Source organism: Enterobacter genomosp. S (assembly GCF_001631805.1).
In the GTDB taxonomy this organism is placed as follows: Bacteria; Pseudomonadota; Gammaproteobacteria; order Enterobacterales; family Enterobacteriaceae; genus Enterobacter; species Enterobacter quasihormaechei.
In genome coordinates this window covers 13,778-36,117 of sequence record NZ_LVVA01000007.1, presented here as the reverse complement: position 1 = coordinate 36,117, position 22,340 = coordinate 13,778, and the positions used below count along the sequence as shown (strand labels likewise).

Here is a 22,340-nt window from a genome sequence, read left to right as displayed (position 1 = left end):
GGCTGCCCATTCATGCTCCGCTCAGAAAGTCAGACAAAGCCTGAGCCAACGCGGAGGGATTTTCCCAGGACATTGAATGGCCCGCATCGGGGATAATTTTTACCGGAACGCCTTTTTGTTGCAGGCGATTAAAATCTTCATCAGGCAGAGACCGCTCACCAAAAATTAACCTTATCGGGCAGTTCAATGACAAGAACAGGTGTTCCCAGTCACTCGACGAGGCTCGTTGCGCCGCGCCAGACGGCCCAGGGGGCATTGCTTTGAAGGCTTCCCGCCCACGCCGACGTTTCCGCCCGCAGCAGGTCATCATATCCCTGCTCCAGAAAATCTTGTTCGGTTTGGGCCGCAATAGATCGGCTGAACATCCCGCCACCTGCACGAAAATTGGGTTCAGACACGATCAGGCCCTTCACGCGCGACTTCAATAGCGTTGCCGTTTCGATCGCGATACTCCCGCCCATGCTATGACCATAGAGCCATAGCCTATCCAGACCGAGATGGTTTAACAGTTCAACCACCACCTGCGCCTGTTCGCTTGTGCGATAACGGTAGTTGCCAGGTTTGTCACTGTAACCGCTACCGGGAAGATCAATCAGAATGGCTCTGCGCCCGCCGAAACGGGTATCACAGACAATACGAGGATATTCATACGACGATGCACAGCCCAACCCGTGGATAAACACAACCGGGTCACCGAATCCGGGAAGATCTTGCCAGCGAACGGTACAGCCTGCTTGCTGTGAATAGAAACTGTTCATAAGCACTCCATGTATGATGACTGTATATTTATACAGGCTCAATTTATGGAATGCTATGTCTGGATGACAATTCTGGAAGCGTGCTTCAGAAAAGTGAGATCAACAGGGCAACAGGAAAGCTCATCGGCCAGGTGGAGCCCACCAGGAATGCGCTCAACAGGCGAATACGTTTACGATCTTTAGACAGGAACCAGGTGATTAAGGCACAGACAGAGGCCATGATTGCGTAAAACACCAACATCTTTTGATACAACGTCATTCTGTTTACCTGAGCCAAAAAATAACCGCACGCAATATGCGTCATATGTTGACACAGATCAAGTTTTTTCATTACATCATAACCACTTAAATGCTAAGGATAATAACAACTGAGTATCTTGTGTAACAACGCCGGGTAAAGCAAACCGGTTATTATTGATAAGATGCATATAAAATGCACTTTTTGATAAATTCATTCCCTCAGAAAGCAGTCTAATAAAAGCAGGCTTTCAAGGGAGGAAACATGCTACGCATTCCACAGAGTTGCATACACACCCGTTCCACGCCTTTCTGGAACAAAGAAACGGCCCCCGCCGGCATTTTTAAACGCCATCTTGATACGGGTACGCGTCCGGGCGTTTACCCTCGCCTGTCGGTGATGCGCGGCGCAGTGCGTTATCTGGGCTATGCTGATGAAATTACGCCCGAGCCTGACAGCGAACTCGTCATTGAGGCGGGTCATTTCGGCGTTTTCCCGCCAGAAAGATGGCATCACATTGAACTGATGACCGACGACACCCTGTTCAATATTGAATTCTTTGTTGAACCTGAGGTGCTTAAGTCCCTTTAAGCGCCCGATATCATGAAGGAAACTATTATGTTACGTATTCCTGAAAACTTTGTTCACACCCGCTCTACCCCGTTCTGGAATAAAGAGACCGCCCCAAAAGCGCTTTTTACCCATCACAACACCAAAGCTGGCGTGTACGGGCGTTTGTCCGTTATGCAGGGTGCGGTGCGTTACTTTGGCTTTGCCGATGGCGATGCCACCGAACCCGATCTGGAAGTGGTGATTGAGGCCGGTTCTTTTGGCATCTCCCCTCCGCAAAAATGGCACCGCATTGAGCTATTGACCGACGATACTTACTTTAATATCGACTTTTTCGCGGATCCTGCCGTCACGCTCAGCGGCGCGGGTATTGGTAAAGTGGTCAACACGCATAAGGAGTAAGTTATGGGTAAGGCAACCTATACCGTGACCGTCACCAACAACAGCAACGGCGTGTCGGTAGATTATGAGACAGAGGCGCCCATGGAGCTGTTGATCCCGGATGTCGCGGCAGATGTCGTGAAGGATCTGGTGAATACCGTTCGCGCCTACGATACGGAAAATGAACACGACGTGTGTGGCTGGTAAGCACATCGCCCGGCACTGCGCCGGGCGTGAGGGTTTAGTGTTTGATCATGACATGTCGCACAACCGTGTAATCTTCAAGGCCGTAAACCGACATATCTTTGCCATAACCGGATAACTTCATCCCGCCGTGCGGCATTTCACTCACCAGCATAAAATGGGTATTCACCCAGGTACAGCCATACTGCAACCGTGCGCTGAGCCGATGGGCGCGCCCTACGTCTTTTGTCCAGACGGACGAGGCCAGGCCGTATTGCGAATCGTTGGCCCAGGCCAGCACCTGCGCTTCATCCTCAAACGCCGTCACGCTGACTACCGGACCAAACACTTCTCGCTGGACGATCGCATCTTCCTGTTTCGCCCCGGCCAGCAGCGTTGGCTGGAAGTAATATCCGCCCCCCTCTGCTTTACTGCCGCCGGTGACGACGCGGATATGTCCGAGGGCTTTGGCTTCATCCACGGCAGCACAAACGCGGGAAAGATGCGCTGCGGAGCTGAGCGGACCAAGCTCCGTTGATGCATCGTCCGGGGCGCCCATTTTCAGGCTGGCAACGGCTGCGCCAAGCTTTTCAACCAGGGCGGGATAAATTCCCTGCTGGGCATAAATTCGACAGGCTGCGGTACAGTCCTGGCCGGCATTGTAGAAGCCAAACGTACGTACCCCCTCAACCACGGCATCCAAATCTGCATCGTCAAAGACAATGACCGGCGCTTTTCCACCCAACTCCATATGGGTACGTTTAATAGAGGATGCGGTATGACCAATGATATGCTCCCCGGTGGCGATAGAGCCGGTGAGGGAAACCATGCGTACTTTTTCGTGACCGGTCAGCGGATCCCCTACGGTCTTGCCGCGACCAAACAGCACGTTCAGCACGCCTGCCGGGAAGATATCTTTCGCCAGTTCCGCCAGCTTCAGCGCCGTCAACGGGGTGATTTCTGATGGCTTGATGACGACACAGTTTCCCGCTGCCAGCGCGGGGGCCAGCTTCCACGCGGCCATCATCAGAGGATAGTTCCAGGGCGCGATAGAGGCGACAACGCCAACCGGATCGCGGCGAATCATCGAGGTATGGCCTTCCAGATATTCTCCGGCAGCCAGCCCATTCAGGCAGCGGGCGGCCCCGGCAAAGAAGCGAAACACATCAACCACGGCAGGAATTTCATCTCCCAGAGCACAATGGAACGGCTTTCCGCAGTTAAGGGATTCCAGCTGCGCGAACGCGTCGGCGTTGGCTTCTATCACGTCAGCCAGCTTTAACAGACAGTCGGCGCGCGTTTTCGGCGTCGTTTGTCCCCACTCCGTGAACGCGCGATCGGCAGCCTGGACAGCGGCGTCCACCTGTGCAGCCGATGCTTCAGCAATCTCAAGCAGCACCTCACCCGTGGCAGGATTAAAAACCGCCTGCATCTCCCCTTCGCCGGCCACCAGTTCACCATTAATCAGCAATTGATTTTGCATAGCACCGTCCTGTTAAAGTCGACATTATTTTCGCTGTCAGCACACGTTTTGTCGGATCGAGACGTGACAACGTCACGCTTTTAAGCCGTACCCCCTTATTAAAGGTAGACCGCGCGCTCTGCCGCTTCAGGAATTTTCATCAAGGTGTGACTGGCGGCAGCATCATTTGGCGAATTAGCGCCGCCAGCTGGACGACCGCCTGTTCCTCCCGCTCGCTCCAGCCCCATGAGGTATTGAAACGGAAAAACGGCGTCCAGATATCGGAAGTGGAAAACATCTTGCCGGGGGCAATGCTGATTTGATGGGTTAATGCCTTTTCACTCAACTGCCCCGCATCCAGCTGTTCAGGCAGCTCCAGCCATAAAAAGTAGCCGCTGTCGTTATGATGGATTTTGACGCCGGCAGGCATATGGCGCAGAAGCGATTGCCAGGCCTGCTGTTTACGTTCAGCAAGCGTACGCCGCAGGCGACGAAGGTGGGCGTCGTAACGTTTGGTCGCCAGATAATCCACCAGCGCCAGCTGCATGGGAGAGCTGGTCGATAATGTACTCATTAGCTGCAACTGCTGAATACGGCGCGCATGTTTTCCCGCCGCCACCCAGCCAATGCGAAAACCGGCCACCAGACATTTGGAAAATGAGGAGCAGTGCAACGTCATGTCCTGCTTATCCCAGGCTTTTGCCGGAAGCGGCTTTTCACGGCCAAAATAGAGTTCGCTGTAAACATCGTCTTCGATCAGCGTGACGTTGTACCGGGTTAACAAGGCCACCAGCTGGGCTTTCTTCTCTGCGCTCAGCGTAAAGCCGAGCGGGTTCTGACTGTTGGTCATCAGCCAGCAGGCTTTCACCGGGTAGTCGTTTAATGCCTGCTCAAGGGCATTGAGATCGATACCTTCCCGGACGTCAGTGGCAATCGACAGCGCTTTCAGCTTCAGACGTTCAAGCGCCTGGAGTGCGCCATAAAAACAGGGGTTCTCAACAATAACCCAGTCACCAGGTTCCGTGACGGCCTGCAAACTGAGATTGAGTGCTTCGAGCGCGCCCGCGGTGATCACAATTTCATCCGGGGAGATATTCATCCCTTGCTGAGCGTAGCGGCGGGCAATGGCATGACGTAAGTCGACATTACCCGGCGGCAGGTTTTCAATCACGCTCATGGCCGTGGCCGTTTTACTGACGTTAGCCAGCGAGCGGTTGAGTTGCTGAAGCGGAAAAAGGCGCGGATCGGGAAATGCCGAGGCAAAAGGGACAACGGAGGGGTCGCGGCTGGCCTGTAACACGTCGAAGATATAGGTGTTGATGTCTACCACTTCGTCGCGCATCACCTGCGCGGGCGGTGCAGGCTGGTGCGTGGTCGGGCGCGCGGCAACGTAGTAACCCGACTGCGGTCTGGCAACAATGCGCCCCTGACTTTCCAGCATCTGATACGCGTGGCCCACGGTCATGAAGCTCATGCCGCTGCTTGTCACCTGTTCCCGCAGAGAAGGCAGCTTATCGCCCGGCAACCATACGCCAAGCTCAATCTGCGAGATAATTTGTTGCGCCAGACGCTGGTATTTTTTCATCAGATTCTCCTTATTGCTGACAGTGTATATCAGCAGGAGAAAAAGAGAAGATTTTGCTAACTGTTATGGGAAATGCGGTGGCTTACTTGCGGTACTCGGTAACGTGATGCTGAGCAGAATGCGCAGCGGCCAGATGATCGAGCGTTATCATCGGCGATTTGCAGAAAATGCATTTCGCGCCGAACGGGTTTTTATCAGACACGTCAAAAGCTGAGGTGCGGTACTGCGAGCCATGACAGCATGGGCAGCGGAAATGGATATAAGAAGTCATAGGATTCTCCTGTAAACGTAAAAACGTAAATTACTCATGAGCCGATCAGGCATAAATGGTTCGATACAAAACGAATCGGAATGTAGATAAAGACCCAAGAGAGGCTGCGGAGAGGCACAACGTGATGAGAACTGCTTTATAAAACTACGTCAGATATTTATTTGGATTCAAAACCAGAAATCCATTAACGCATGTTGCTGGTGACAAAGCAAGCTGTTTAATGCGTAAAAATCATAAAAAGAATTTTTTATTCAAGATTGTCTACAGCATCATTGATTATTCAAGAAACCGATTTCGAAGCGCCAACACATAACCAATTGAAATATAATTGTTTTATATGGCATTTTATGCCTACCTGGTTGGTTCGCCAGAGGCATTAACTTTTCAGATTCACACAGAAAAAAAGGATCTACAGGATGGCAATTCCAGCATACCTCTGGCTTAAAGATGACGGCTGCGCGAACATTAAAGGTTCTGTCGATGTTGTGAATCGTGAGGGAAGTATTGAAATTTTGAGTTTTGGGCACGGCCTGTATCTCCCTACCGACAACATGACCGGAAAGATCACAGGTACCCGTATTCATAGCCCACTTAATTTTGAAAAAGAGTTCGACAGCTCAAGCCCCTATTTGTACAAAGCAGTAGCAAAAGGACAAACCTTAAAAAGCGCTGAGTTTAAGTGGTATCATATCAATGATGCAGGCCAGGAGGTCGAATACTTCAACATGCTGCTGGAGAACGTGAAAGTTGTCTCTATCTGCCCACTCATGCATGATATAAAAAATCCCGCGACTGAAAAACATAACCATCTCGAAAGTATCGCACTTCGCTACGAAAAAATCACCTGGAAGCATTGCGACGGGAATATTCTCTTCTCTGATGAATGGAAAGACAGATGATTAGATGTACTTTTCATTTAAACGGGGGGCAACTTTCAACGCTGAGCTGTCCTGGCCTGGGCTTTTTCCCCGCATATTCAGGAAACGCAGGCCACAACAGAAACAATCCTGATGCCGTTGCAACGCCTGCGGTGGGGCCATTACCGCCCGGACTCTATTATATCGTTACACGTGCTCGAGGTGGGTTAGCTACCCACTGGCATGATGTTATCAAAGAGTTTGAAAGCGGATCGAACCGTGATTTTTGGTTTGCTCTTTATCGTCATGATAATCACATTGACGACACAACGTTTATCAACAGAGTTGAGCGGGGATCTTTTCGCCTACACCCTGCGGGACAGTCTGGTATTAGTAATGGATGTATTACATTACCAAACCATGCTCACTTCAGAATATTAATGCATGGACTACTGGCGTCCGGCACAATAAAAGTCGCTGCTGGATTAAATGCACTCGGCACCATACAGGTATATTGATGAATGCAAAAAAACATGCCCTGACGTGGGTGGTCGAAACATTGATGCTTTTCATAATTTATTCGCTGGTATGCTACATCATGCCGGATGTTTTGCTTTATCACCTATACACCAGACATTTTGGATTTGTAACTGAACTTGAATGGAGTGAAAACTACACATTATTACTTTTTATTTTTTCCTTTCTGCTTAACGCCGTATTGATCTACCTTTGGGCATTACGAAAGTGAGCGTTAACATGGGCGGTAATATTACCGCCAGATACAAGTTTCACATAGACGGTCAGGAAAACTGTTATAGATAAATAACATCGGTCTGTCTCTGCAACCCAGACCTGGCACGGCTTAAAATCGCATCGAATTTTTTGCACTGCGGAGTTTTGCATGTTTGGTCTAGATGCGTTTCATCTTGCGCGAATACAGTTCGCCTTTACCGTATCCTTTCATATTATATTTCCAGCAATCACCATCGGCCTGGCGAGCTATCTCGCCGTGCTGGAAGGGTTGTGGCTGAAAACCAAAAATCCCGTCTGGCGTTCGCTGTACCATTTCTGGTCGAAGATCTTCGCCGTCAACTTTGGTATGGGCGTGGTCTCCGGCCTGGTGATGGCTTATCAGTTTGGCACCAACTGGAGCGGGTTTTCGCAGTTCGCGGGCAGTATTACCGGCCCACTGCTGACCTATGAAGTGCTCACCGCGTTCTTCCTGGAGGCAGGTTTCCTCGGGGTGATGTTATTTGGCTGGAATAAGGTCGGGCCGGGGCTGCACTTCTTTTCAACCTGCATGGTCGCGTTGGGAACCATCATTTCTACGTTCTGGATCCTCTCGTCAAACAGCTGGATGCAGACACCGCAAGGGTATGAAATCGTAAACGGTCAGGTGGTTCCTGTGGACTGGTTTGCCGTGGTGTTTAACCCCTCCTTCCCTTATCGCCTTCTCCACATGTCGATAGCGGCTTTCCTCAGCAGCGCGCTGTTTGTCGGTGCCTCTGCGGCGTGGCATTTGCTGCGTGGTAACAATACGCCCGCCATTCGCACCATGTTCTCCATGGCGTTGTGGATGACGTTGATCGTAGCCCCTGTCCAGGCGCTGGTGGGAGATATGCACGGGCTGAACACCTTAAAACATCAGCCAGCGAAAATAGCCGCTATTGAGGGCCACTGGGAGAACCCGCCGGGTGAACCCACGCCGCTGCTGCTGTTTGGCTGGCCGGATACGGAGCAGGAACGGACCCGTTTTGCACTGGCGATACCCGCGTTGGGCAGCCTGATCCTGACCCACAGTCTTGATAAACAGGTTCCGGCATTGAAGGCGTTTCCGAAAGAAGATCGTCCGAACGCCACGATCGTCTTCTGGTCTTTCCGCATTATGGCCGGTTTAGGAATGTTGATGCTGCTTTTGGGCGTGGCGGCACTGTGGCTGCGTTACAAACACCGCCTCTATACCTCGCGTCCCTTCCTGTGGTTTGCCCTGCTGATGGGGCCGTCCGGGCTGATCGCCATCCTCGCCGGATGGGTAACTACGGAGGTCGGCCGCCAGCCCTGGGTCGTCTATGGGCTACAGCGCACAAAGGATGCGGTTTCCGCGCATGGCGATCTGCACATGAGCATTAGCTTGCTGGCTTTCTTCGTGGTTTATACCGCGGTGTTTGGCGTGGGCTACAGCTATATGGTGCGTCTGATTAAAAAAGGGCCGCAGCCCCATGGATCCTTTGCGACCGAATCCGACGGCCGCCCTGCTCGTCCGCTTTCTGCCGTCACCACTGAATTTAAGGAGTAACCGTAATGGGTATCGATCTTTCCATTATCTGGTTCGTTATTATCGTTTTCGCCACCTTGATGTATATCGTAATGGATGGTTTTGACCTGGGGATAGGTATCCTGTTCCCGGCAACGCCGGATGCAGATGATCGCGATGTGATGGTCAACAGCGTGGCCCCGGTCTGGGACGGAAACGAAACCTGGTTGGTGCTTGGCGGTGCGGCTCTGTTTGGTGCCTTTCCTCTCGCCTATGCGGTCATCATAGACGCGCTCACCATTCCCCTGACCATAATGCTGATCGGGCTTATATTTCGCGGAGTTGCCTTTGAATTTCGCTTCAAAGCGACCCCGGCGCACCGCCCGTTCTGGGATAAGGCCTTTATTGGCGGGTCGATTGTGGCGACGTTCAGCCAGGGCATTACCGTCGGCGCGGTGATCCATGGATTCAGCGTCACCGGTCGCGCTTACAGCGGCGGTCCATTTGACTGGTTTACCGCATTTACTCTTTTTTGCGGTACGGCACTGGTGGTGGCTTACGCGCTGTTAGGATCAACATGGCTGGTCATGAAAAGCGAAAATGCCCTGCAACGGCGGATGCGTAAGATATCGAAGGTGCTCCTGCTTCTCCTTCTGGGGTGCATTGCAGTAATCAGTATCTGGACGCCTCTGGCGCAACCGGCCATTGCTGCACGCTGGTTTACGCTGCCGAACCTGTTTTACCTGCTGCCCGTCCCTGCGCTGGTTGTGATCCTGAGCCTGTGCCAGTGGCGCTGTCTGAATAATCCGGCGAGCCATACCCTGCCGTTTATCATGACATTAGGACTGGTATTCCTTGGTTTTAGCGGGCTTGGGATCAGCATCTGGCCGCACATCATCCCACCGGACATAACTCTCTGGGAGGTTGCCGCCCCACCCCAAAGCCAGGGCTTTATGTTGGTGGGAGCACTGTTGATCATTCCCGTAATTCTGGTCTACACCTTCTGGAGTTATTACGTTTTTCGCGGAAAAGTACAGCATGGGGAGGGTTATCACTGATGCAACAACCTGTATGGAAACGTTTGATGTGGCTTGCCATCATCTGGGGCGGCAGCGTACTGGCGCTGGCCTGCGTCAGTATGCTCTTCAAAATGCTGATGGCAGCGGCTGGATTTAAATCTCATTAAGTATCTCACCGGGTGCGCTGCCGCCCGGTCCTTTCTCGCACTTTCAGATAAACCCCATTAACACCCAGGAGGGTATCGTTACACTGAAAAAATATTTACAGCATTGATAGTTTGAGAAGAAAAATGAAAAAGCTCGCGGCAGTAAGTTTAATCAGCCTCGCACTGGCTGGATGTGTTAACCCTGGCAAAGCCTCCGTTCAGACCGTACAGCTAGAGAATCACCGCTTCGTGCTGGAAAACGTTGATGGCAAAGCGGTGAAAGTCGGTAAAACGCAGCCTGAAATTCGCTTCAGTGCGCAGCCTAATATCAGCCTGATTAACAACATTGTCGTCTCCGGCACGATGTGCAACGGCTTTAACGGACAGGGGAAATTGTCCGAAGGAGAATTGACCGTCAAAACGCTGGCCATGACGCGGAAACTCTGCACCGAGCCGCAGCTTAATGCACTGGATCAGACCATCGCCGATATGCTAAGCAAAGGCGCACAGGTAGACCTGACCGAAGACCAGTTAACGCTGGCGACAGCCGATAAGTCATTGATGTTTAAGCGAGTAGAATAACTCAGTAGCTTCCGCACGACCCTACGGCAAGCGACTGCTCACTACAGCGTTTGCCGTTGGGCAATGCGCACATGCCGATGGCGGAGCCGTCGAGCTGGCGGGCAACGGAAAGTGACCCTCCAATCATTGCGCAGTTAGCTTGTCCAGAGCTGGACATAGCCGCTCTCATACCCGGCGTAACGTGTGCCGCCGTCGCCTGCTGTACTGGTTCATTGCTGCATGCCGACAACAGTAACGCGGCACATCCTACCCAAAATGCTGAACGCATACCTTTCTCCCCATAATTAAAGCGAAACCTAAGCATAATAGGCATCACGCGCCGCATCGTCGAGAGCGGATGTGCGTATTTATGCGCTCTGGTAACAATTTCTCGCAATTTTTTTACGCAACTAGCCATCGAGTCATTGATACAGCGCATACCGAGGACACAAAAGCGAAAATCGTAAACCCTGAGCTTTGCTAAAATACACAGATAATATTCAGGGTCTGTCGTCGTTTTACAGGCCCCTCTTTTTGCGCAATGTAAGGGTGTTGTCCTATGCAAACTATTGACGGCAATGGTGCAGTCGCGTCGGTTGCGTTTCGTACCAGCGAAGTTATCGCCATCTACCCAATTACTCCAAGCTCAACAATGGCTGAACAGGCAGACGCCTGGGCCGGGAATGGGTTAAAAAACGTCTGGGGCGACGTCCCGCGCGTGGTTGAGATGCAGTCCGAAGCTGGCGCCATTGCCACCGTGCACGGTGCGTTGCAGACCGGAGCCCTGTCGACCTCGTTTACGTCGTCACAGGGTCTTCTGCTGATGATCCCCACGCTTTACAAGCTGGCAGGACAGTTAACGCCGTTTGTCCTGCACGTTGCCGCGCGCACCGTGGCCACTCACGCGCTCTCTATTTTTGGCGATCACTCGGACGTGATGGCCGTGCGTCAGACCGGCTGCGCCATGCTCTGCGCCGGTAGCGTGCAGGAGGCACAGGACTTCGCGCTGATATCGCATATTGCCACGCTGAAAAGCCGCGTGCCGTTTATTCATTTCTTCGATGGTTTCCGCACGTCACACGAGATCAATAAAATCGTTCCGCTGCCGGACGACACTATTCTGAACCTGCTGCCGCAGGCTGACATTGATGCTCATCGTGCACGTGCCCTCAATCCGGAACACCCGGTGATTAGGGGAACGTCCGCAAACCCGGACACCTATTTCCAGTCCCGCGAGGCGACAAACCCGTGGTACAACGCGGTTTACGATCATGTCGAACAGGCGATGGACGATTTTGCCGCTGCGACGGGTCGCGCGTATAAGCCGTTTGAATATTACGGCCATCCGCAGGCCGAGCGCGTGATCGTCCTGATGGGTTCAGCCATCGGCACCTGTGAAGAGGTAGTCGATGAACTGCTGACGCGTGGGGAAAAAGTGGGCGTGCTCAAAGTTCGCCTCTATCGTCCATTCTCAGCGAAACACCTGCTCGCAGCCCTGCCGGAAAGCGCGCGTGCTGTGGCGGTACTTGACCGCACCAAAGAGCCTGGCGCACAGGCTGAACCGCTCTATCTTGATGTGATGACGGCGCTGGCTGAGGCGTTCAATGCTGGCGAACGCGAAACGCTGCCGCGCGTCATTGGCGGGCGTTATGGTTTATCCTCAAAAGAGTTCGGGCCAGAATGCGTCCTGGCCGTATTCACTGAACTGCGCGAGGCAAAACCGAAACCGCGCTTTACGGTCGGCATTTATGATGACGTGACTAACCTTTCTCTCCCGCTGCCGGAAAACACCCTGCCCTCGAATGCGAAACTGGAAGCGCTGTTCTACGGCCTGGGCAGCGACGGCAGCGTCTCGGCGACCAAGAACAACATCAAAATTATCGGTAACTCCACGCCGTGGTATGCGCAAGGGTATTTCGTCTATGATTCCAAAAAAGCAGGCGGGCTGACCGTTTCCCACCTGCGCGTTAGCGAACACCCAATCCGCTCGGCGTACCTTATTTCTCAGGCAGATTTTGTTGGCTGTCACCAGCTCCAGTTCATTGATAAATACCAGATGGCCGAGCGCCTGAAGCCCGGCGGTATTTTTCTGATCAACACCCCGTACAGCGCCGATGAGGTTTGGGCGCGACTGCCCCAGGAAGTCCAGGCAGTGCTGAACCAGAAACAGGCGCGCCTGTATGTCATTAACGCCGCGAAGATTGCCCGCGAGTGCGGCCTGGCTGCGCGTATTAATACGGTCATGCAGATGGCGTTCTTCCACCTGACCAACATTCTGCCGGGCGACAGCGCGCTGATGGAACTTCAGGGGGCGATTGCCAAAAGCTACAGCAGCAAAGGTCAGGAGCTGGTTGAACGCAACTGGCAGGCGCTGGCGCTGGCCCGCGAGTCGCTGTTCGAAGTGCCGTTGCAGCCGGTCAATGCCGGCAGCCCGAACCGACCGCCGGTGGTGTCTGACGCCGCACCGGATTTTGTCAAAACCGTAACGGCGGCGATGCTTGCCGGACTTGGCGACACCCTGCCCGTCTCTGCACTTCCGCCTGACGGCACCTGGCCGATGGGCACGACCCGCTGGGAAAAACGCAATATTGCCGAAGCGATCCCCATCTGGAAAGAAGAGCTGTGCACCCAGTGCAACCACTGCGTGGCGGCCTGTCCGCACTCGGCCATTCGCGCCAAGGTGGTATCGCCGGAAGCGATGGCTGACGCGCCGGAGAGCCTGCACTCGCTGGATGTAAAATCCCGCGATATGCGTGGCCAGAAATATGTTCTTCAGGTGGCGCCAGAAGACTGCACCGGCTGTAACCTGTGCGTTGAGGTGTGCCCGGCGAAAGATCGTCAGGATCCGACAATCAAAGCCATCAATATGATGTCGCGTCTGGACCATGTTGAAGAAGAGAAAGTGAATTATGATTTCTTCCTCGACCTGCCTGAAATCGACCGCAACAAGCTGGAACGCATTGACATTCGTACCTCACAGCTCATTACACCGCTTTTCGAGTACTCCGGGGCGTGTTCTGGCTGCGGTGAAACGCCGTACATTAAACTGCTTACCCAGCTTTACGGCGACCGAATGCTGATTGCCAACGCGACTGGCTGCTCGTCAATCTACGGCGGTAACCTGCCGTCCACGCCGTATACCACCGACGCGAACGGCCGCGGTCCGGCGTGGGCAAACTCGCTTTTCGAGGATAACGCAGAATTTGGTCTGGGCTTCCGTCTGACGGTCGACCAGCACCGTGCCCGCGTAATGCGTCTGCTGGAAGAGTTTGCCGATAAAATCCCGGCAAAGCTGAATGACGCGCTGCATGCGGAGGCCACGCCTGACGTACGTCGCGCCCAGGTTGCGGAACTGCGCAATGCGCTTCAGGGTGTTGAAGGGGCTGAACAACTGCTGAACGATGCTGATGCGCTGGTAGATAAATCTATCTGGCTGATCGGCGGTGACGGATGGGCCTACGATATTGGATTTGGTGGACTCGATCACGTGCTGAGCCTGACCGAAAACGTCAACATTCTGGTACTTGATACCCAGTGCTATTCCAACACCGGTGGACAGGCCTCGAAAGCAACGCCGTTGGGGGCGGTTACGAAATTTGGTGAGCATGGCAAACGCAAGGCGCGTAAGGATCTCGGCGTCAGCATGATGATGTATGGCCATGTCTACGTCGCGCAGATTTCGCTGGGCGCACAGCTCAACCAGACGGTGAAAGCCATTCAGGAAGCGGAAGCTTATCCTGGCCCGTCGCTGATCATCGCCTACAGCCCGTGCGAGGAACATGGCTACGATCTGGCGCTTAGCCACGACCAGATGCGTCAGCTTACCGCAACCGGCTTCTGGCCGCTGTACCGCTTCGATCCGCGCCGTGCCGATGAAGGGAAATTGCCGCTGGCGCTGGATTCGCGTCCACCGTCAGACGCCCTTGCCGAAACCCTGCTTCAGGAGCAACGCTTCCGCAGGCTGAACGCTCAGCAGCCGGAAGTAGCAGAGCAGCTCTGGAAGGATGCGGCAGCGGATCTTCAGAAGCGGTATGACTTCCTGGCACAACTGGCGGGGAAAGCGGAAAAATCCACCAGCGAATAACTTTTATGCCCGGCTTGTCCGGGCATTTTTTGCCATAAAAAAGCCCGATGCATGCGCACCGGGCGAATCCAAAGGTCGGTGAAAATTGCCTCAATCTTCTGAACAATATTCACGTGAATTATGGATGAAAAAATCTTAAAGGCATATAACGCCGGGAAGATTACCTTGTTTACCCCGTAATTAATAATTTTTATTTTGTATCTGTCACTGCCATTTATTCACGACACCAATCATTATTTCAGTCGCATTATTTGGTTGAGATTTTACTTAACCCGTAACAATTATATTTTATTCATCCGCCATCAGAGTGATCTAGCATGGGACACCTTTCCAGACCGGAAAGTTCACGAAGTAATAAAAAATAACCGCAAAGGAATAATCCAAATGCAAAGAAAAGTACTGGCACTGATGATCCCCGCTTTGTTAATGGCTGGAGCCGCTCACGCAGCTGAAATTTATAATAAAGACGGCAATAAACTGGATCTGTATGGCAAAGTCGATGGTCTGCATTATTTCTCTGACGACGCGTCGAAAGATGGGGACCAAACCTATATGCGTCTGGGTTTTAAAGGTGAAACCCAAATCAACGACATGATGACCGGCTACGCGCAGTGGGAATATAACATTCAGGCAAACAACACCGAAGGTTCAGACAATCAGTCATGGACGCGTCTGGCCTTCGCGGGTGTGAAGGTGGGCGACTACGGCTCCTTCGATTACGGCCGTAACTATGGCGTACTGTACGACGTGGAAGGCTGGACCGATATGCTGCCTGAATTTGGTGGTGACTCTTACACTTATGCCGACAACTTTATGACCGGTCGTGCCAATGGCGTTGCAACCTACCGTAACACCGACTTATTTGGTCTGGTACAGGGCCTGAACGTTGCGGTGCAGTATCAGGGTAATAATGAAGATGCCAGCAACAATCAGGAAGGCACCAACAATGGTCGCGATGTGCGTCATGAAAACGGTGATGGTTACGGTATCTCCGCCACCTATGATTTCGGCATGGGCTTCAGTGCCGGCGCGGCATACGCCTCTTCTGACCGTACCAACGATCAGGTAAATTACACCAACGCGGGCGGCGACACTGCTGATGCATGGACCGCAGGTCTGAAATACGATGCCAACAACATCTATTTGGCGGCAATGTATTCCGAAACCCATAATATGACGCCGTACGGTGACAATGCGGATGCGGTAGCAAATAAAACGCAGAACGTTGAAGTCACTGCGCAATATCAGTTTGACTTTGGCCTGCGTCCGGCTATTTCGTATTTACAATCCAAAGGCAAAGATCTGGGCAATGGCCAGGACGATAAAGACCTGGTGAAATATGCTGACGTAGGTGCTACCTACTATTTCAACAAAAATATGTCCACCTATGTTGATTATAAAATCAACCTGCTGGATGAAGATGATTCATTCTACAAAAACAACGGCATTGGTACAGATGACGTTGTCGCATTGGGCCTGGTTTATCAGTTCTAATGGTATCAGCCCGCAGTAATCTGCGGGCTAACGTTTATTGATGTTCCGATGCTTCTTTACGGAATGAGAGGTAACCAACCACCCCGCTGTCACCATCCATGGGATGATTTACCCCATCCATCACCGCCACTTCCGGGAAGTCGAATGGCGTGACATTTTCCAGGCAGGCGACATTAACGCCGTATTCGTTGGGATTGGAGCGTCGTTGATGGAACGTGTAAATACCGCAGACCGAGCAGAAGAAATGGCGCGCTGTACCCGTGTTGAAGCGGTACTCAGTGAGCTTGTCTTCCCCCTGTGTCACCTTAATGCCTGTCAACGGCGCAGATACGACTACCGCCCCACGCATACGACAAAATGAGCAGCTACAGCGGCGTGCGGTGTTCAGACCGTCTGTCAGCTCAACGGTAAACTGCACCGCCCCACAATGGCACTGTGCTTGCCGAATTTCAGCCATCGCTTAAACCCCTTTTCTCACTAACTCAGCTGCTTTTAAAAAGACTTCATCTTCGACACCATCGCCCTTCTGCCTGCCAAGCCTGACCAGCTCATCGACAATACTTTCGCGGTTGATGATCTTCTGTGATGAAACCAGCCCAATAACGGCGGCACCAATCGCCAGCCCAACTAATCCTGTCTGTTCGTCTTTATTCTTCATGGTATCGTAGATAATGGAAAGCTAAGAGGTGCTGTACATTTTGTTAAAACCGCCTTCGTGAAGGCGGCTTGTTATCACTCTGGATCTTTATCGCCCGATTCAGGCGCTGAGCCAGGATCGTCTTTGGACTTACTTCCATCCTTTTCCGGATTATCCGGGATGGGGTTAAGATCAGGATGGTCACCATTAACTGGTCGGTCAGTCATTTTCACCTCCGTTTTATTACTGCGTAAGCTTTAAGTGTAGACAACCCATTAGCCTTGTGGGACTCATTTGTAAAACGTGCTGGCATTCGTCGCTGCAATCCGTACCATACACGGCACACTTTCGCATGTTGGTTTTTACCGGCAGCCGCAAACCCGTCTTTTATTGCTAACCAGATGGGGCACGATAATGCGCAGATGGTGTATGAAATCTATGCTACATGCACAGAAGAGATGAACAGCGAACAGGTGGAAAAGCGGGATACGAAGCTGACGCTTTGAAATCGTTTTCCTCGCCTTGTGCCCCATTTGAGATCTGAGTAACGAATAAATGCTAGAAAATCAAGAAATTAATAAGAAAGAACAGTACAACCTGAATAAACTGCAAAAGCGACTGCGCCGCAACGTGGGCGAAGCCATTGCAGACTTCAACATGATTGAAGAAGGCGACCGCATCATGGTCTGCCTGTCGGGCGGTAAAGACAGCTATACCATGCTGGAGATCCTGCGCAATCTTCAGCAAAGCGCACCGGTGAACTTTTCCCTGGTCGCGGTTAACCTCGATCAGAAACAGCCGGGCTTCCCGGAGCATATTCTCCCCGAGTATCTGGAGAACCTGGGCGTTGAGTACAAAATCGTAGAAGAGAACACCTACGGAATTGTTAAAGAGAAGATCCCAGAGGGCAAAACAACCTGCTCGCTCTGCTCACGTTTGCGTCGCGGCATTCTGTACCGCACCGCAACAGAACTGGGTGCAACCAAGATTGCACTTGGTCATCACCGGGACGACATTCTGCAAACGCTGTTTCTGAACATGTTCTACGGTGGCAAAATGAAGGGCATGCCGCCGAAGCTGATGAGCGATGACGGTAAACACATTGTGATCCGCCCACTCGCCTACTGCCGCGAGAAAGACATTGAGCGTTTCTCTCAGGCTAAAGCCTTCCCTATTATTCCATGCAACCTGTGCGGCTCACAGCCGAACCTGCAACGTCAGGTCATTGGCGACATGCTTCGTGACTGGGATAAACGCTATCCTGGCCGTATCGAAACCATGTTTAGCGCGATGCAGAACGTGGTACCTTCGCACCTGGCCGACGTTGAGCTGTTCGATTTCAAAGGCATTAACCACGGTTCAGAAGTAGTGAATGGCGGGGATCTGGCCTTTGACCGCGAAGACATCCCGATGCAGCCTGCCGGCTGGCAGCCGGAGGAAGAAGAGGCACAGTTCGATGAACTGCGCCTGAACGTGGTGGAAGTGAAATAACCTGACAGCGTCTCAGACACTGCTTCTGAGACGCTTTTTTCCTTACTTCAGCAGCCGAACGCGGCAGGTTTTCCCTTTAATCTTCCCGCCCTGCAACTGTTTCCAGGCCTTGTGGGCAACCGACTGGCGAACCGCGACGTAGACATGTGCAGGATGGACCGTGATCTTGCCAATATCTGCCCCGTCGAGACCTATATCTCCTGTTAACGCCCCCAGAACGTCACCGGGACGCATTTTGGCTTTTTTACCGCCGTCGATGCAAAGCGTGGCCATTTCCGCCGCCAGCGGAGCAACGCTGGTGTTCACCGGGGCATTTACCCAGTTGAGTTTCAGTTGCAGCATTTCCGCAAGAATATTGGCGCGCTGCGCCTCTTCAGGTGCGCAGAAGCTGATAGCGAGACCGCTGTTACCCGCACGCGCAGTACGTCCGATGCGGTGGACATGCACTTCCGGATCCCATGCCAGTTCGAAATTCACCACCAGCTCAAGCGATTTAATATCAAGGCCACGGGCTGCCACATCCGTTGCAACCAGCACGCGAGCGCTGCCGTTTGCAAAACGCACCAGCGTTTGATCGCGATCGCGCTGCTCCAGATCGCCATGCAGCGATAACGCGCTCTGCCCGGCATCGTTCAGGGCATCGCACACCGCCTGACAGTCTTTTTTGGTATTACAGAACACTACGCAGGACGCCGGCTGGTGCTGGCTCAACAATTTTTGCAGCAGTGGAATTTTGCCCTGCTGAGAGGTTTCAAAGAACTGCTGCTCTATCGCCGGCAAGGCATCGACAGTATCGATTTCAATAGTCAGCGGATTTTTCTGCACGCGCCCGCTGATGGCCGCAATGGCCTCAGGCCAGGTGGCAGAAAAGAGCAGCGTCTGACGCGTGGCCGGGGCAAAGCGGATCACTTCGTCAATCGCATCGCTGAAGCCCATATCCAGCATGCGGTCAGCTTCGTCCATGACCAGCGTTTGCAGTGCATCGAGTGAAACGGTGCCTTTTTGTAGATGATCGAGCAGACGGCCCGGCGTCGCCACAATGATATGCGGCGCATGCTGAAGAGAATCACGCTGCGCACCGAACGGTTGCCCGCCGCAGAGCGTTAAAATTTTAGTGTTTGGCAAAAAACGCGCCAGTCGACGCAGCTCACCCGCGACCTGGTCGGCCAGCTCACGCGTCGGGCAGAGTATCAAGGACTGGGTCTGAAACAGGGTTGCATCAATGTGCTGCAACAGGCCAAGTCCGAAGGCAGCCGTTTTTCCACTGCCGGTTTTCGCCTGCACGCGCACGTCACGGCCTTCGAGGATAGCCGGCAGGGCGGCGGCCTGGACGGGGGTCATAGTGAGGTAGCCCAACTCATTCAGATTAGTCAGTTGGGCTTCAGGCAGAACATTCAGCGTGGAAAAAGCGGTCACAATATACTCTCGTGGTAATGATTGCAGTCAGTTGGCGCGTATCCTCGCAGATCTCCGCTAACGATGCGACAATTTAATCGGTTCTTCGTCCGGTGGCGGATCCGGCATCGGCTGCGGACGTGGGATGGGATCGGGTATCGGGGTCGGATCGGTGGGCACCGGATCGGACTGCCAGGTGGTCAGACGTTGCAGGGCAAGTAGCATACTCATCTTTTCCTCCAGATTTGGGTGCTGACCCCTAAAGGGTAGACGCAGTTAAACAGGAGGCAAAAAAAAAGCCGACTATAAAGTCGGCGTCGTACGAATCAATTGTGCTATGCAGTAATTCAAAAAAAGGAAGTAAGACAATATGGAGCGCAACGCCCATCGCTTGACGTTGCATTCACCTGCGGGAGTAATATTGCACCTAACGTGGTCGGAGTTTATTGACTTCGCTCAATTAAAATGACGTTTTGAAGCAGCCGCAGCATCATAAAAACGTAAATTTACAACCATTTACTGCGATGCAACCACCATGCAACACCCCCAATCAAAACCACTAACATGACGCAAAATGTGGTAAAGCCATAGTGGTATTCCCCGCCGGGTATGCCCCCCAGATTGACGCCAAATAGCCCGGTTAAGAACGTACTCGGTAAAAAGACCATCGCCATCAGCGACATGGTGTACGTTCTCCTGGCTAAGGACTCCTGCATCACCTGCGCTATCTCATCCGCCATGACCGCCGTTCTGGCGATACATGAATCGATCTCGTCCAGACCACGGCCAAGCCGGTCGGCAATATCCTGCATTCTGCGACGCTGATCGTCGTTCATCCAGGTCATGCGTTCGCTGGCCAGACGCGCATATACGTCGCGCTGCGGTGTCATATAGCGGCGCATAACGATGAGCTGTTTACGCAGCAACGCCAGAAAACCACGCGGAGGAATTTGCTGATCGAGCAGGTTATCTTCCAGATCGATGATTTTATCGTGGAGCTCTTCAATAAACTCGCTGGCATGATCGGTTAGCGCATCACATACATCCACCAGCCAGCTTCCGCAATCTGTAGGCCCTGTGCCCTCTTTCAGATCGTTAATGACGTCATCGAGCGCCAGCACTTTACGCTGCCGGGTGGAAACAATCAGTTGTTCATTCATGTAAACACGCATTGCCACCAGCTGATCCGGACGTTCATCCGTACTGCCATTTATGCAACGCAGCGTGATTAACGTTCCCTCCCCCATCCGGCTGACGCGGGGTCGGAGACTTTCTCCCGCCATCGCATCCCGGACATTGTTGGGCAATAGCGGCGTGGACGCGAGCCACTCGGCGCTGTCCGGATGCGTGTAGTTAAGGTGCAGCCAGCATGTATGTTCGCTGTCGATTTGATCCTGATCTTCAAGCGGCCTTGCGCCCCCGCGTCCATCAAATACCCATGCAAAAACCGCGTCAGGTACGTTAACTTCAGACCCTTTAATGCTCTCCACAGCGCCTCCACCGTTTTATCTCTTCCGGTGTCAGTCTAGCTTTCGTCGAGGGTTAAGCAATAATTATGTGAGGCATTGTCCTGAATACGCTCAGGAATTCACCGCCCACTCGCGGCGTGTTAACGCATTGTCAGTCTCGTACTCATTTTCCAGACGGAAATTGCGTGTTCGCGCCTGTAACTCTATCACCTGATTGCGCAGCACATCAGACGAACCATTAAGTTCTTCAACCATCGACACGTTGCTTTGCGTTACGCGTTCCAGCTCCGACAATGCCTGCGTGATTTGTGATATGCCTTTTTCCTGTTCTGACGTTGAGGCGAAAATTTCATCCATCAGTCGGCTCACGTTGCCAGAACCGGTAACAATGTCGTGCATGTTTTTTTCGGCCTCAGAAACCACGTTCACGCCCTGCGTCACGTTATGGCTGGTAACTTCAATCAGTGATTTAATATTTTTTGCCGCCTCGGCGCTACGATGCGCCAGGCTTCTGACCTCACCGGCCACCACAGAGAATCCTTTACCATGGTCGCCCGCTCTTGCCGCTTCAACGGCGGCATTAAGCGCCAGAATATTGGTCTGGAAAGCGATCCCGTCAATCAGGGATATAATCTCCGTCATTTGCTGGGCGCAATCTGTAATTGATTGCATATTATTTGAGACCTGACCCATTAACTCTCCGCCTTTACGCGCCTGCAACGTCGCGATATTCGCCTGCTCGCTGGCTAAACGGGTATTGTCGGCATTATTTTTTGTACTTGCAGCCATCTGTTCCATGCTGGCAGCCGTTTCCACCAGCGAGGCAGATTGCTGTTCTGTTTTGACCGAAAGCTGCGCGCTGCGTGAAGAGAGCTGATCTGAAAGCGTCATCGCGGTTTGCGCGGAGGCGCGGATCTCACGGACCAGCGTTGCAATGTTGCTGGACAGACTATTAATGCCCGGGATCAGCCGTCCAGCACAGTTGTTACCAAATTCAGGTATCGACACGCCGAGATTACCTGACGTCACTTCTTCAATACTTTTTTTCACAGTATTGATCGGCGTCACAAGATATTTTGTCATATAGGCCCAGAGTAAAATCAAGGCGATGCATTGTACGATAACGACTGCAATAAAAAGCGAAAAACTCCCTGAAAATAGCGCTACAACTCCATCACTTACCAAAAACACACATAAAAGGAAATAGGCAATGAAAGTTCTGACACTAATATTTCTTAGCATGGTTTTTCCTACAGCTTTATATTTTGGTGGGCACTTAGGGTTATAGCATCGCAACAGAAATTTGTCCTCACGTTCGTCGCTGGTTTGTTGTTTTGCAGTTTGATTTGCGCAGTTTCACTTAAGATAGAGAAAAAGCATGCTATACGGTAAATATACGGTTTGTAGTTTGGTTACCGCTCCCCTTAAATATTAGCCTTTACCTATTTTAGGAGGAGTACCGTTGGGCAACAGTGTTTAGTCATG

At 52.4% G+C, this 22,340-nt stretch carries 24 protein-coding genes and 2 pseudogenes; 13 read left to right on the top strand and 13 right to left on the bottom strand.

Going from position 1 to position 22,340, the window contains the following annotated elements; genetic code table 11:
• Positions 1-10 precede the first annotated feature (10 nt).
• Together A3466_RS06575 and A3466_RS06570 are read right to left on the bottom strand one after the other, a co-directional pair.
• Positions 11-758, bottom strand: a pseudogene (locus A3466_RS06575) (alpha/beta fold hydrolase).
• A gap of 85 nt (positions 759-843) precedes the next feature.
• On the bottom strand, positions 844-1,017 hold the full coding sequence (locus tag A3466_RS06570; protein WP_032670341.1) for a GhoT/OrtT family toxin: 174 nt from the start codon (positions 1,015-1,017) through the stop codon (positions 844-846).
• 243 nt (positions 1,018-1,260) lie between these two features.
• Between A3466_RS06570 and A3466_RS06565 the strand changes: the two genes are divergently transcribed.
• Genes A3466_RS06565 through A3466_RS06555 form a run of 3 tightly spaced genes read left to right on the top strand, consistent with a single transcriptional unit; the run spans position 1,261 to position 2,154 of the window.
• A complete protein-coding gene (locus tag A3466_RS06565; protein WP_063449915.1) occupies positions 1,261-1,587 on the top strand; it encodes a DUF1971 domain-containing protein in 327 nt (108 codons plus the stop codon).
• A 27-nt stretch (positions 1,588-1,614) separates the two neighbouring features.
• On the top strand, positions 1,615-1,968 hold the full coding sequence (locus tag A3466_RS06560) for a DUF1971 domain-containing protein (protein WP_003856958.1): 354 nt from the start codon (positions 1,615-1,617) through the stop codon (positions 1,966-1,968).
• A 3-nt stretch (positions 1,969-1,971) separates the two neighbouring features.
• Positions 1,972-2,154: a DUF1869 domain-containing protein gene (locus A3466_RS06555; protein WP_063449914.1), complete on the top strand. Its 183-nt coding sequence runs from the start codon at positions 1,972-1,974 to the stop codon at positions 2,152-2,154.
• A gap of 34 nt (positions 2,155-2,188) precedes the next feature.
• On the opposite strand, the gene patD is transcribed toward A3466_RS06555, so the two are convergent.
• From patD to A3466_RS06540, 3 genes are all read right to left on the bottom strand, one after another.
• Positions 2,189-3,613, bottom strand: coding sequence for an aminobutyraldehyde dehydrogenase (patD, locus tag A3466_RS06550; RefSeq protein WP_063449913.1), 1,425 nt, complete (start codon positions 3,611-3,613; stop codon positions 2,189-2,191).
• A gap of 139 nt (positions 3,614-3,752) precedes the next feature.
• A complete protein-coding gene (locus A3466_RS06545) occupies positions 3,753-5,177 on the bottom strand; it encodes a PLP-dependent aminotransferase family protein (RefSeq protein WP_063449912.1) in 1,425 nt (474 codons plus the stop codon).
• Positions 5,178-5,259: 82 nt separating this feature from the next.
• Entirely contained in the window at positions 5,260-5,448 is a 189-nt protein-coding gene (locus tag A3466_RS06540; RefSeq protein ID WP_063449911.1) for a hypothetical protein, read from the bottom strand.
• Positions 5,449-5,864: 416 nt separating this feature from the next.
• Between A3466_RS06540 and A3466_RS06535 the strand changes: the two genes are divergently transcribed.
• The 6 genes from A3466_RS06535 (at position 5,865) to hslJ (ending at position 10,306) form a co-directional block, all read left to right on the top strand.
• On the top strand, positions 5,865-6,347 hold the full coding sequence (locus A3466_RS06535; protein WP_063449910.1) for an Hcp family type VI secretion system effector: 483 nt from the start codon (positions 5,865-5,867) through the stop codon (positions 6,345-6,347).
• On the top strand, positions 6,344-6,823 hold the full coding sequence (locus A3466_RS22190) for a DUF2778 domain-containing protein (protein WP_074160961.1): 480 nt from the start codon (positions 6,344-6,346) through the stop codon (positions 6,821-6,823). Before A3466_RS06535 ends, A3466_RS22190 begins: the two co-directional genes overlap by 4 nt.
• Positions 6,824-7,206: 383 nt before the next feature.
• Entirely contained in the window at positions 7,207-8,601 is a 1,395-nt protein-coding gene (locus A3466_RS06525; RefSeq protein ID WP_063449908.1) for a cytochrome ubiquinol oxidase subunit I, read from the top strand.
• A 5-nt stretch (positions 8,602-8,606) separates the two neighbouring features.
• Complete coding sequence (gene cydB, locus A3466_RS06520; protein WP_063449907.1) at positions 8,607-9,617, top strand: cytochrome d ubiquinol oxidase subunit II; 1,011 nt, start codon at positions 8,607-8,609, stop codon at positions 9,615-9,617.
• Entirely contained in the window at positions 9,617-9,745 is a 129-nt protein-coding gene (locus tag A3466_RS06515; RefSeq protein WP_017693358.1) for a DUF2474 domain-containing protein, read from the top strand. Before cydB ends, A3466_RS06515 begins: the two co-directional genes overlap by 1 nt.
• Positions 9,746-9,868: 123 nt before the next feature.
• Positions 9,869-10,306 (top strand): heat shock protein HslJ, encoded by a 438-nt coding sequence (gene hslJ, locus A3466_RS06510; protein WP_063449906.1) that lies wholly within the window; start codon positions 9,869-9,871, stop codon positions 10,304-10,306.
• A 1-nt stretch (position 10,307) separates the two neighbouring features.
• Here hslJ and A3466_RS06505 read toward each other — a convergent pair whose 3' ends face one another.
• Entirely contained in the window at positions 10,308-10,574 is a 267-nt protein-coding gene (locus A3466_RS06505; RefSeq protein WP_003856935.1) for a putative hemolysin, read from the bottom strand.
• Positions 10,575-10,844: 270 nt separating this feature from the next.
• Here A3466_RS06505 and nifJ point away from each other — a divergent pair, with 270 nt between their 5' ends.
• Positions 10,845-14,369, top strand: coding sequence for a pyruvate:ferredoxin (flavodoxin) oxidoreductase (gene nifJ, locus A3466_RS06500; RefSeq protein ID WP_063449905.1), 3,525 nt, complete (start codon positions 10,845-10,847; stop codon positions 14,367-14,369).
• 384 nt (positions 14,370-14,753) lie between these two features.
• A complete protein-coding gene (gene ompC / locus A3466_RS06495; RefSeq protein ID WP_063449904.1) occupies positions 14,754-15,863 on the top strand; it encodes a porin OmpC in 1,110 nt (369 codons plus the stop codon).
• A 34-nt stretch (positions 15,864-15,897) separates the two neighbouring features.
• Here the strand turns inward: ompC and A3466_RS06490 are convergent, their stop codons facing one another.
• From A3466_RS06490 to A3466_RS23775, 3 genes are all read right to left on the bottom strand, one after another.
• Positions 15,898-16,320: a GFA family protein gene (locus A3466_RS06490; protein WP_063449903.1), complete on the bottom strand. Its 423-nt coding sequence runs from the start codon at positions 16,318-16,320 to the stop codon at positions 15,898-15,900.
• A 3-nt stretch (positions 16,321-16,323) separates the two neighbouring features.
• Positions 16,324-16,521, bottom strand: coding sequence for a hypothetical protein (locus tag A3466_RS06485; RefSeq protein ID WP_003856931.1), 198 nt, complete (start codon positions 16,519-16,521; stop codon positions 16,324-16,326).
• A 74-nt stretch (positions 16,522-16,595) separates the two neighbouring features.
• Positions 16,596-16,727, bottom strand: coding sequence for a hypothetical protein (locus A3466_RS23775; protein ID WP_258004042.1), 132 nt, complete (start codon positions 16,725-16,727; stop codon positions 16,596-16,598).
• Positions 16,728-16,760: 33 nt separating this feature from the next.
• On the opposite strand from A3466_RS23775, the pseudogene A3466_RS06480 reads away from it, so the two are divergent.
• Both A3466_RS06480 and ttcA read left to right on the top strand, forming a co-directional pair.
• Positions 16,761-17,006, top strand: a pseudogene (locus A3466_RS06480) (tyrosine-type recombinase/integrase); the annotation flags it as partial.
• A gap of 49 nt (positions 17,007-17,055) precedes the next feature.
• Entirely contained in the window at positions 17,056-17,991 is a 936-nt protein-coding gene (gene ttcA / locus A3466_RS06475) for a tRNA 2-thiocytidine(32) synthetase TtcA (protein ID WP_063449901.1), read from the top strand.
• Between the two features lie 42 nt (positions 17,992-18,033).
• Here ttcA and dbpA read toward each other — a convergent pair whose 3' ends face one another.
• From dbpA to A3466_RS06460, 4 genes are all read right to left on the bottom strand, one after another.
• Positions 18,034-19,407 carry an ATP-dependent RNA helicase DbpA gene (dbpA, locus tag A3466_RS06470; RefSeq protein WP_063449900.1) on the bottom strand — a complete coding sequence of 458 codons (1,374 nt, stop codon included), beginning with the start codon at positions 19,405-19,407 and terminating at the stop codon, positions 18,034-18,036.
• Between the two features lie 57 nt (positions 19,408-19,464).
• Entirely contained in the window at positions 19,465-19,611 is a 147-nt protein-coding gene (locus A3466_RS23425) for a hypothetical protein (RefSeq protein WP_369750614.1), read from the bottom strand.
• A 281-nt stretch (positions 19,612-19,892) separates the two neighbouring features.
• Positions 19,893-20,876, bottom strand: coding sequence for a zinc transporter ZntB (gene zntB / locus A3466_RS06465; RefSeq protein ID WP_063449899.1), 984 nt, complete (start codon positions 20,874-20,876; stop codon positions 19,893-19,895).
• 90 nt (positions 20,877-20,966) lie between these two features.
• The gene (locus tag A3466_RS06460; RefSeq protein ID WP_120286582.1) at positions 20,967-22,097 is read right to left on the bottom strand and encodes a methyl-accepting chemotaxis protein; all 1,131 of its coding nucleotides are present in this window, start codon (positions 22,095-22,097) and stop codon (positions 20,967-20,969) included.
• Positions 22,098-22,340 lie beyond the last annotated feature (243 nt).

Bases quoted from the DNA above. Each gene is read 5' to 3' on its own strand.
- A3466_RS06540 (WP_063449911.1), bottom strand. From the start codon at position 5,448: ATGACTTCTTATATCCATTTCCGCTGCCCATGCTGTCATGGCTCGCAG.
- A3466_RS06460 (WP_120286582.1), bottom strand. From the start codon at position 22,097: ATGCTAAGAAATATTAGTGTCAGAACTTTCATTGCCTATTTCCTTTTA.
- A3466_RS06485 (WP_003856931.1), bottom strand. From the start codon at position 16,521: ATGAAGAATAAAGACGAACAGACAGGATTAGTTGGGCTGGCGATTGGT.
- A3466_RS23425 (WP_369750614.1), bottom strand. From the start codon at position 19,611: ATGCTACTTGCCCTGCAACGTCTGACCACCTGGCAGTCCGATCCGGTG.
- ompC (WP_063449904.1), top strand. From the start codon at position 14,754: ATGCAAAGAAAAGTACTGGCACTGATGATCCCCGCTTTGTTAATGGCT.
- hslJ (WP_063449906.1), top strand. From the start codon at position 9,869: ATGAAAAAGCTCGCGGCAGTAAGTTTAATCAGCCTCGCACTGGCTGGA.
- A3466_RS06490 (WP_063449903.1), bottom strand. From the start codon at position 16,320: ATGGCTGAAATTCGGCAAGCACAGTGCCATTGTGGGGCGGTGCAGTTT.
- A3466_RS06515 (WP_017693358.1), top strand. From the start codon at position 9,617: ATGCAACAACCTGTATGGAAACGTTTGATGTGGCTTGCCATCATCTGG.
- A3466_RS06545 (WP_063449912.1), bottom strand. From the start codon at position 5,177: ATGAAAAAATACCAGCGTCTGGCGCAACAAATTATCTCGCAGATTGAG.
- A3466_RS06535 (WP_063449910.1), top strand. From the start codon at position 5,865: ATGGCAATTCCAGCATACCTCTGGCTTAAAGATGACGGCTGCGCGAAC.
- cydB (WP_063449907.1), top strand. From the start codon at position 8,607: ATGGGTATCGATCTTTCCATTATCTGGTTCGTTATTATCGTTTTCGCC.
- A3466_RS06525 (WP_063449908.1), top strand. From the start codon at position 7,207: ATGTTTGGTCTAGATGCGTTTCATCTTGCGCGAATACAGTTCGCCTTT.
- ttcA (WP_063449901.1), top strand. From the start codon at position 17,056: ATGCTAGAAAATCAAGAAATTAATAAGAAAGAACAGTACAACCTGAAT.
- A3466_RS06570 (WP_032670341.1), bottom strand. From the start codon at position 1,017: ATGACGTTGTATCAAAAGATGTTGGTGTTTTACGCAATCATGGCCTCT.
- A3466_RS06560 (WP_003856958.1), top strand. From the start codon at position 1,615: ATGTTACGTATTCCTGAAAACTTTGTTCACACCCGCTCTACCCCGTTC.
- A3466_RS06555 (WP_063449914.1), top strand. From the start codon at position 1,972: ATGGGTAAGGCAACCTATACCGTGACCGTCACCAACAACAGCAACGGC.
- nifJ (WP_063449905.1), top strand. From the start codon at position 10,845: ATGCAAACTATTGACGGCAATGGTGCAGTCGCGTCGGTTGCGTTTCGT.
- A3466_RS06505 (WP_003856935.1), bottom strand. From the start codon at position 10,574: ATGCGTTCAGCATTTTGGGTAGGATGTGCCGCGTTACTGTTGTCGGCA.
- A3466_RS22190 (WP_074160961.1), top strand. From the start codon at position 6,344: ATGATTAGATGTACTTTTCATTTAAACGGGGGGCAACTTTCAACGCTG.
- patD (WP_063449913.1), bottom strand. From the start codon at position 3,613: ATGCAAAATCAATTGCTGATTAATGGTGAACTGGTGGCCGGCGAAGGG.
- A3466_RS23775 (WP_258004042.1), bottom strand. From the start codon at position 16,727: ATGACTGACCGACCAGTTAATGGTGACCATCCTGATCTTAACCCCATC.
- A3466_RS06565 (WP_063449915.1), top strand. From the start codon at position 1,261: ATGCTACGCATTCCACAGAGTTGCATACACACCCGTTCCACGCCTTTC.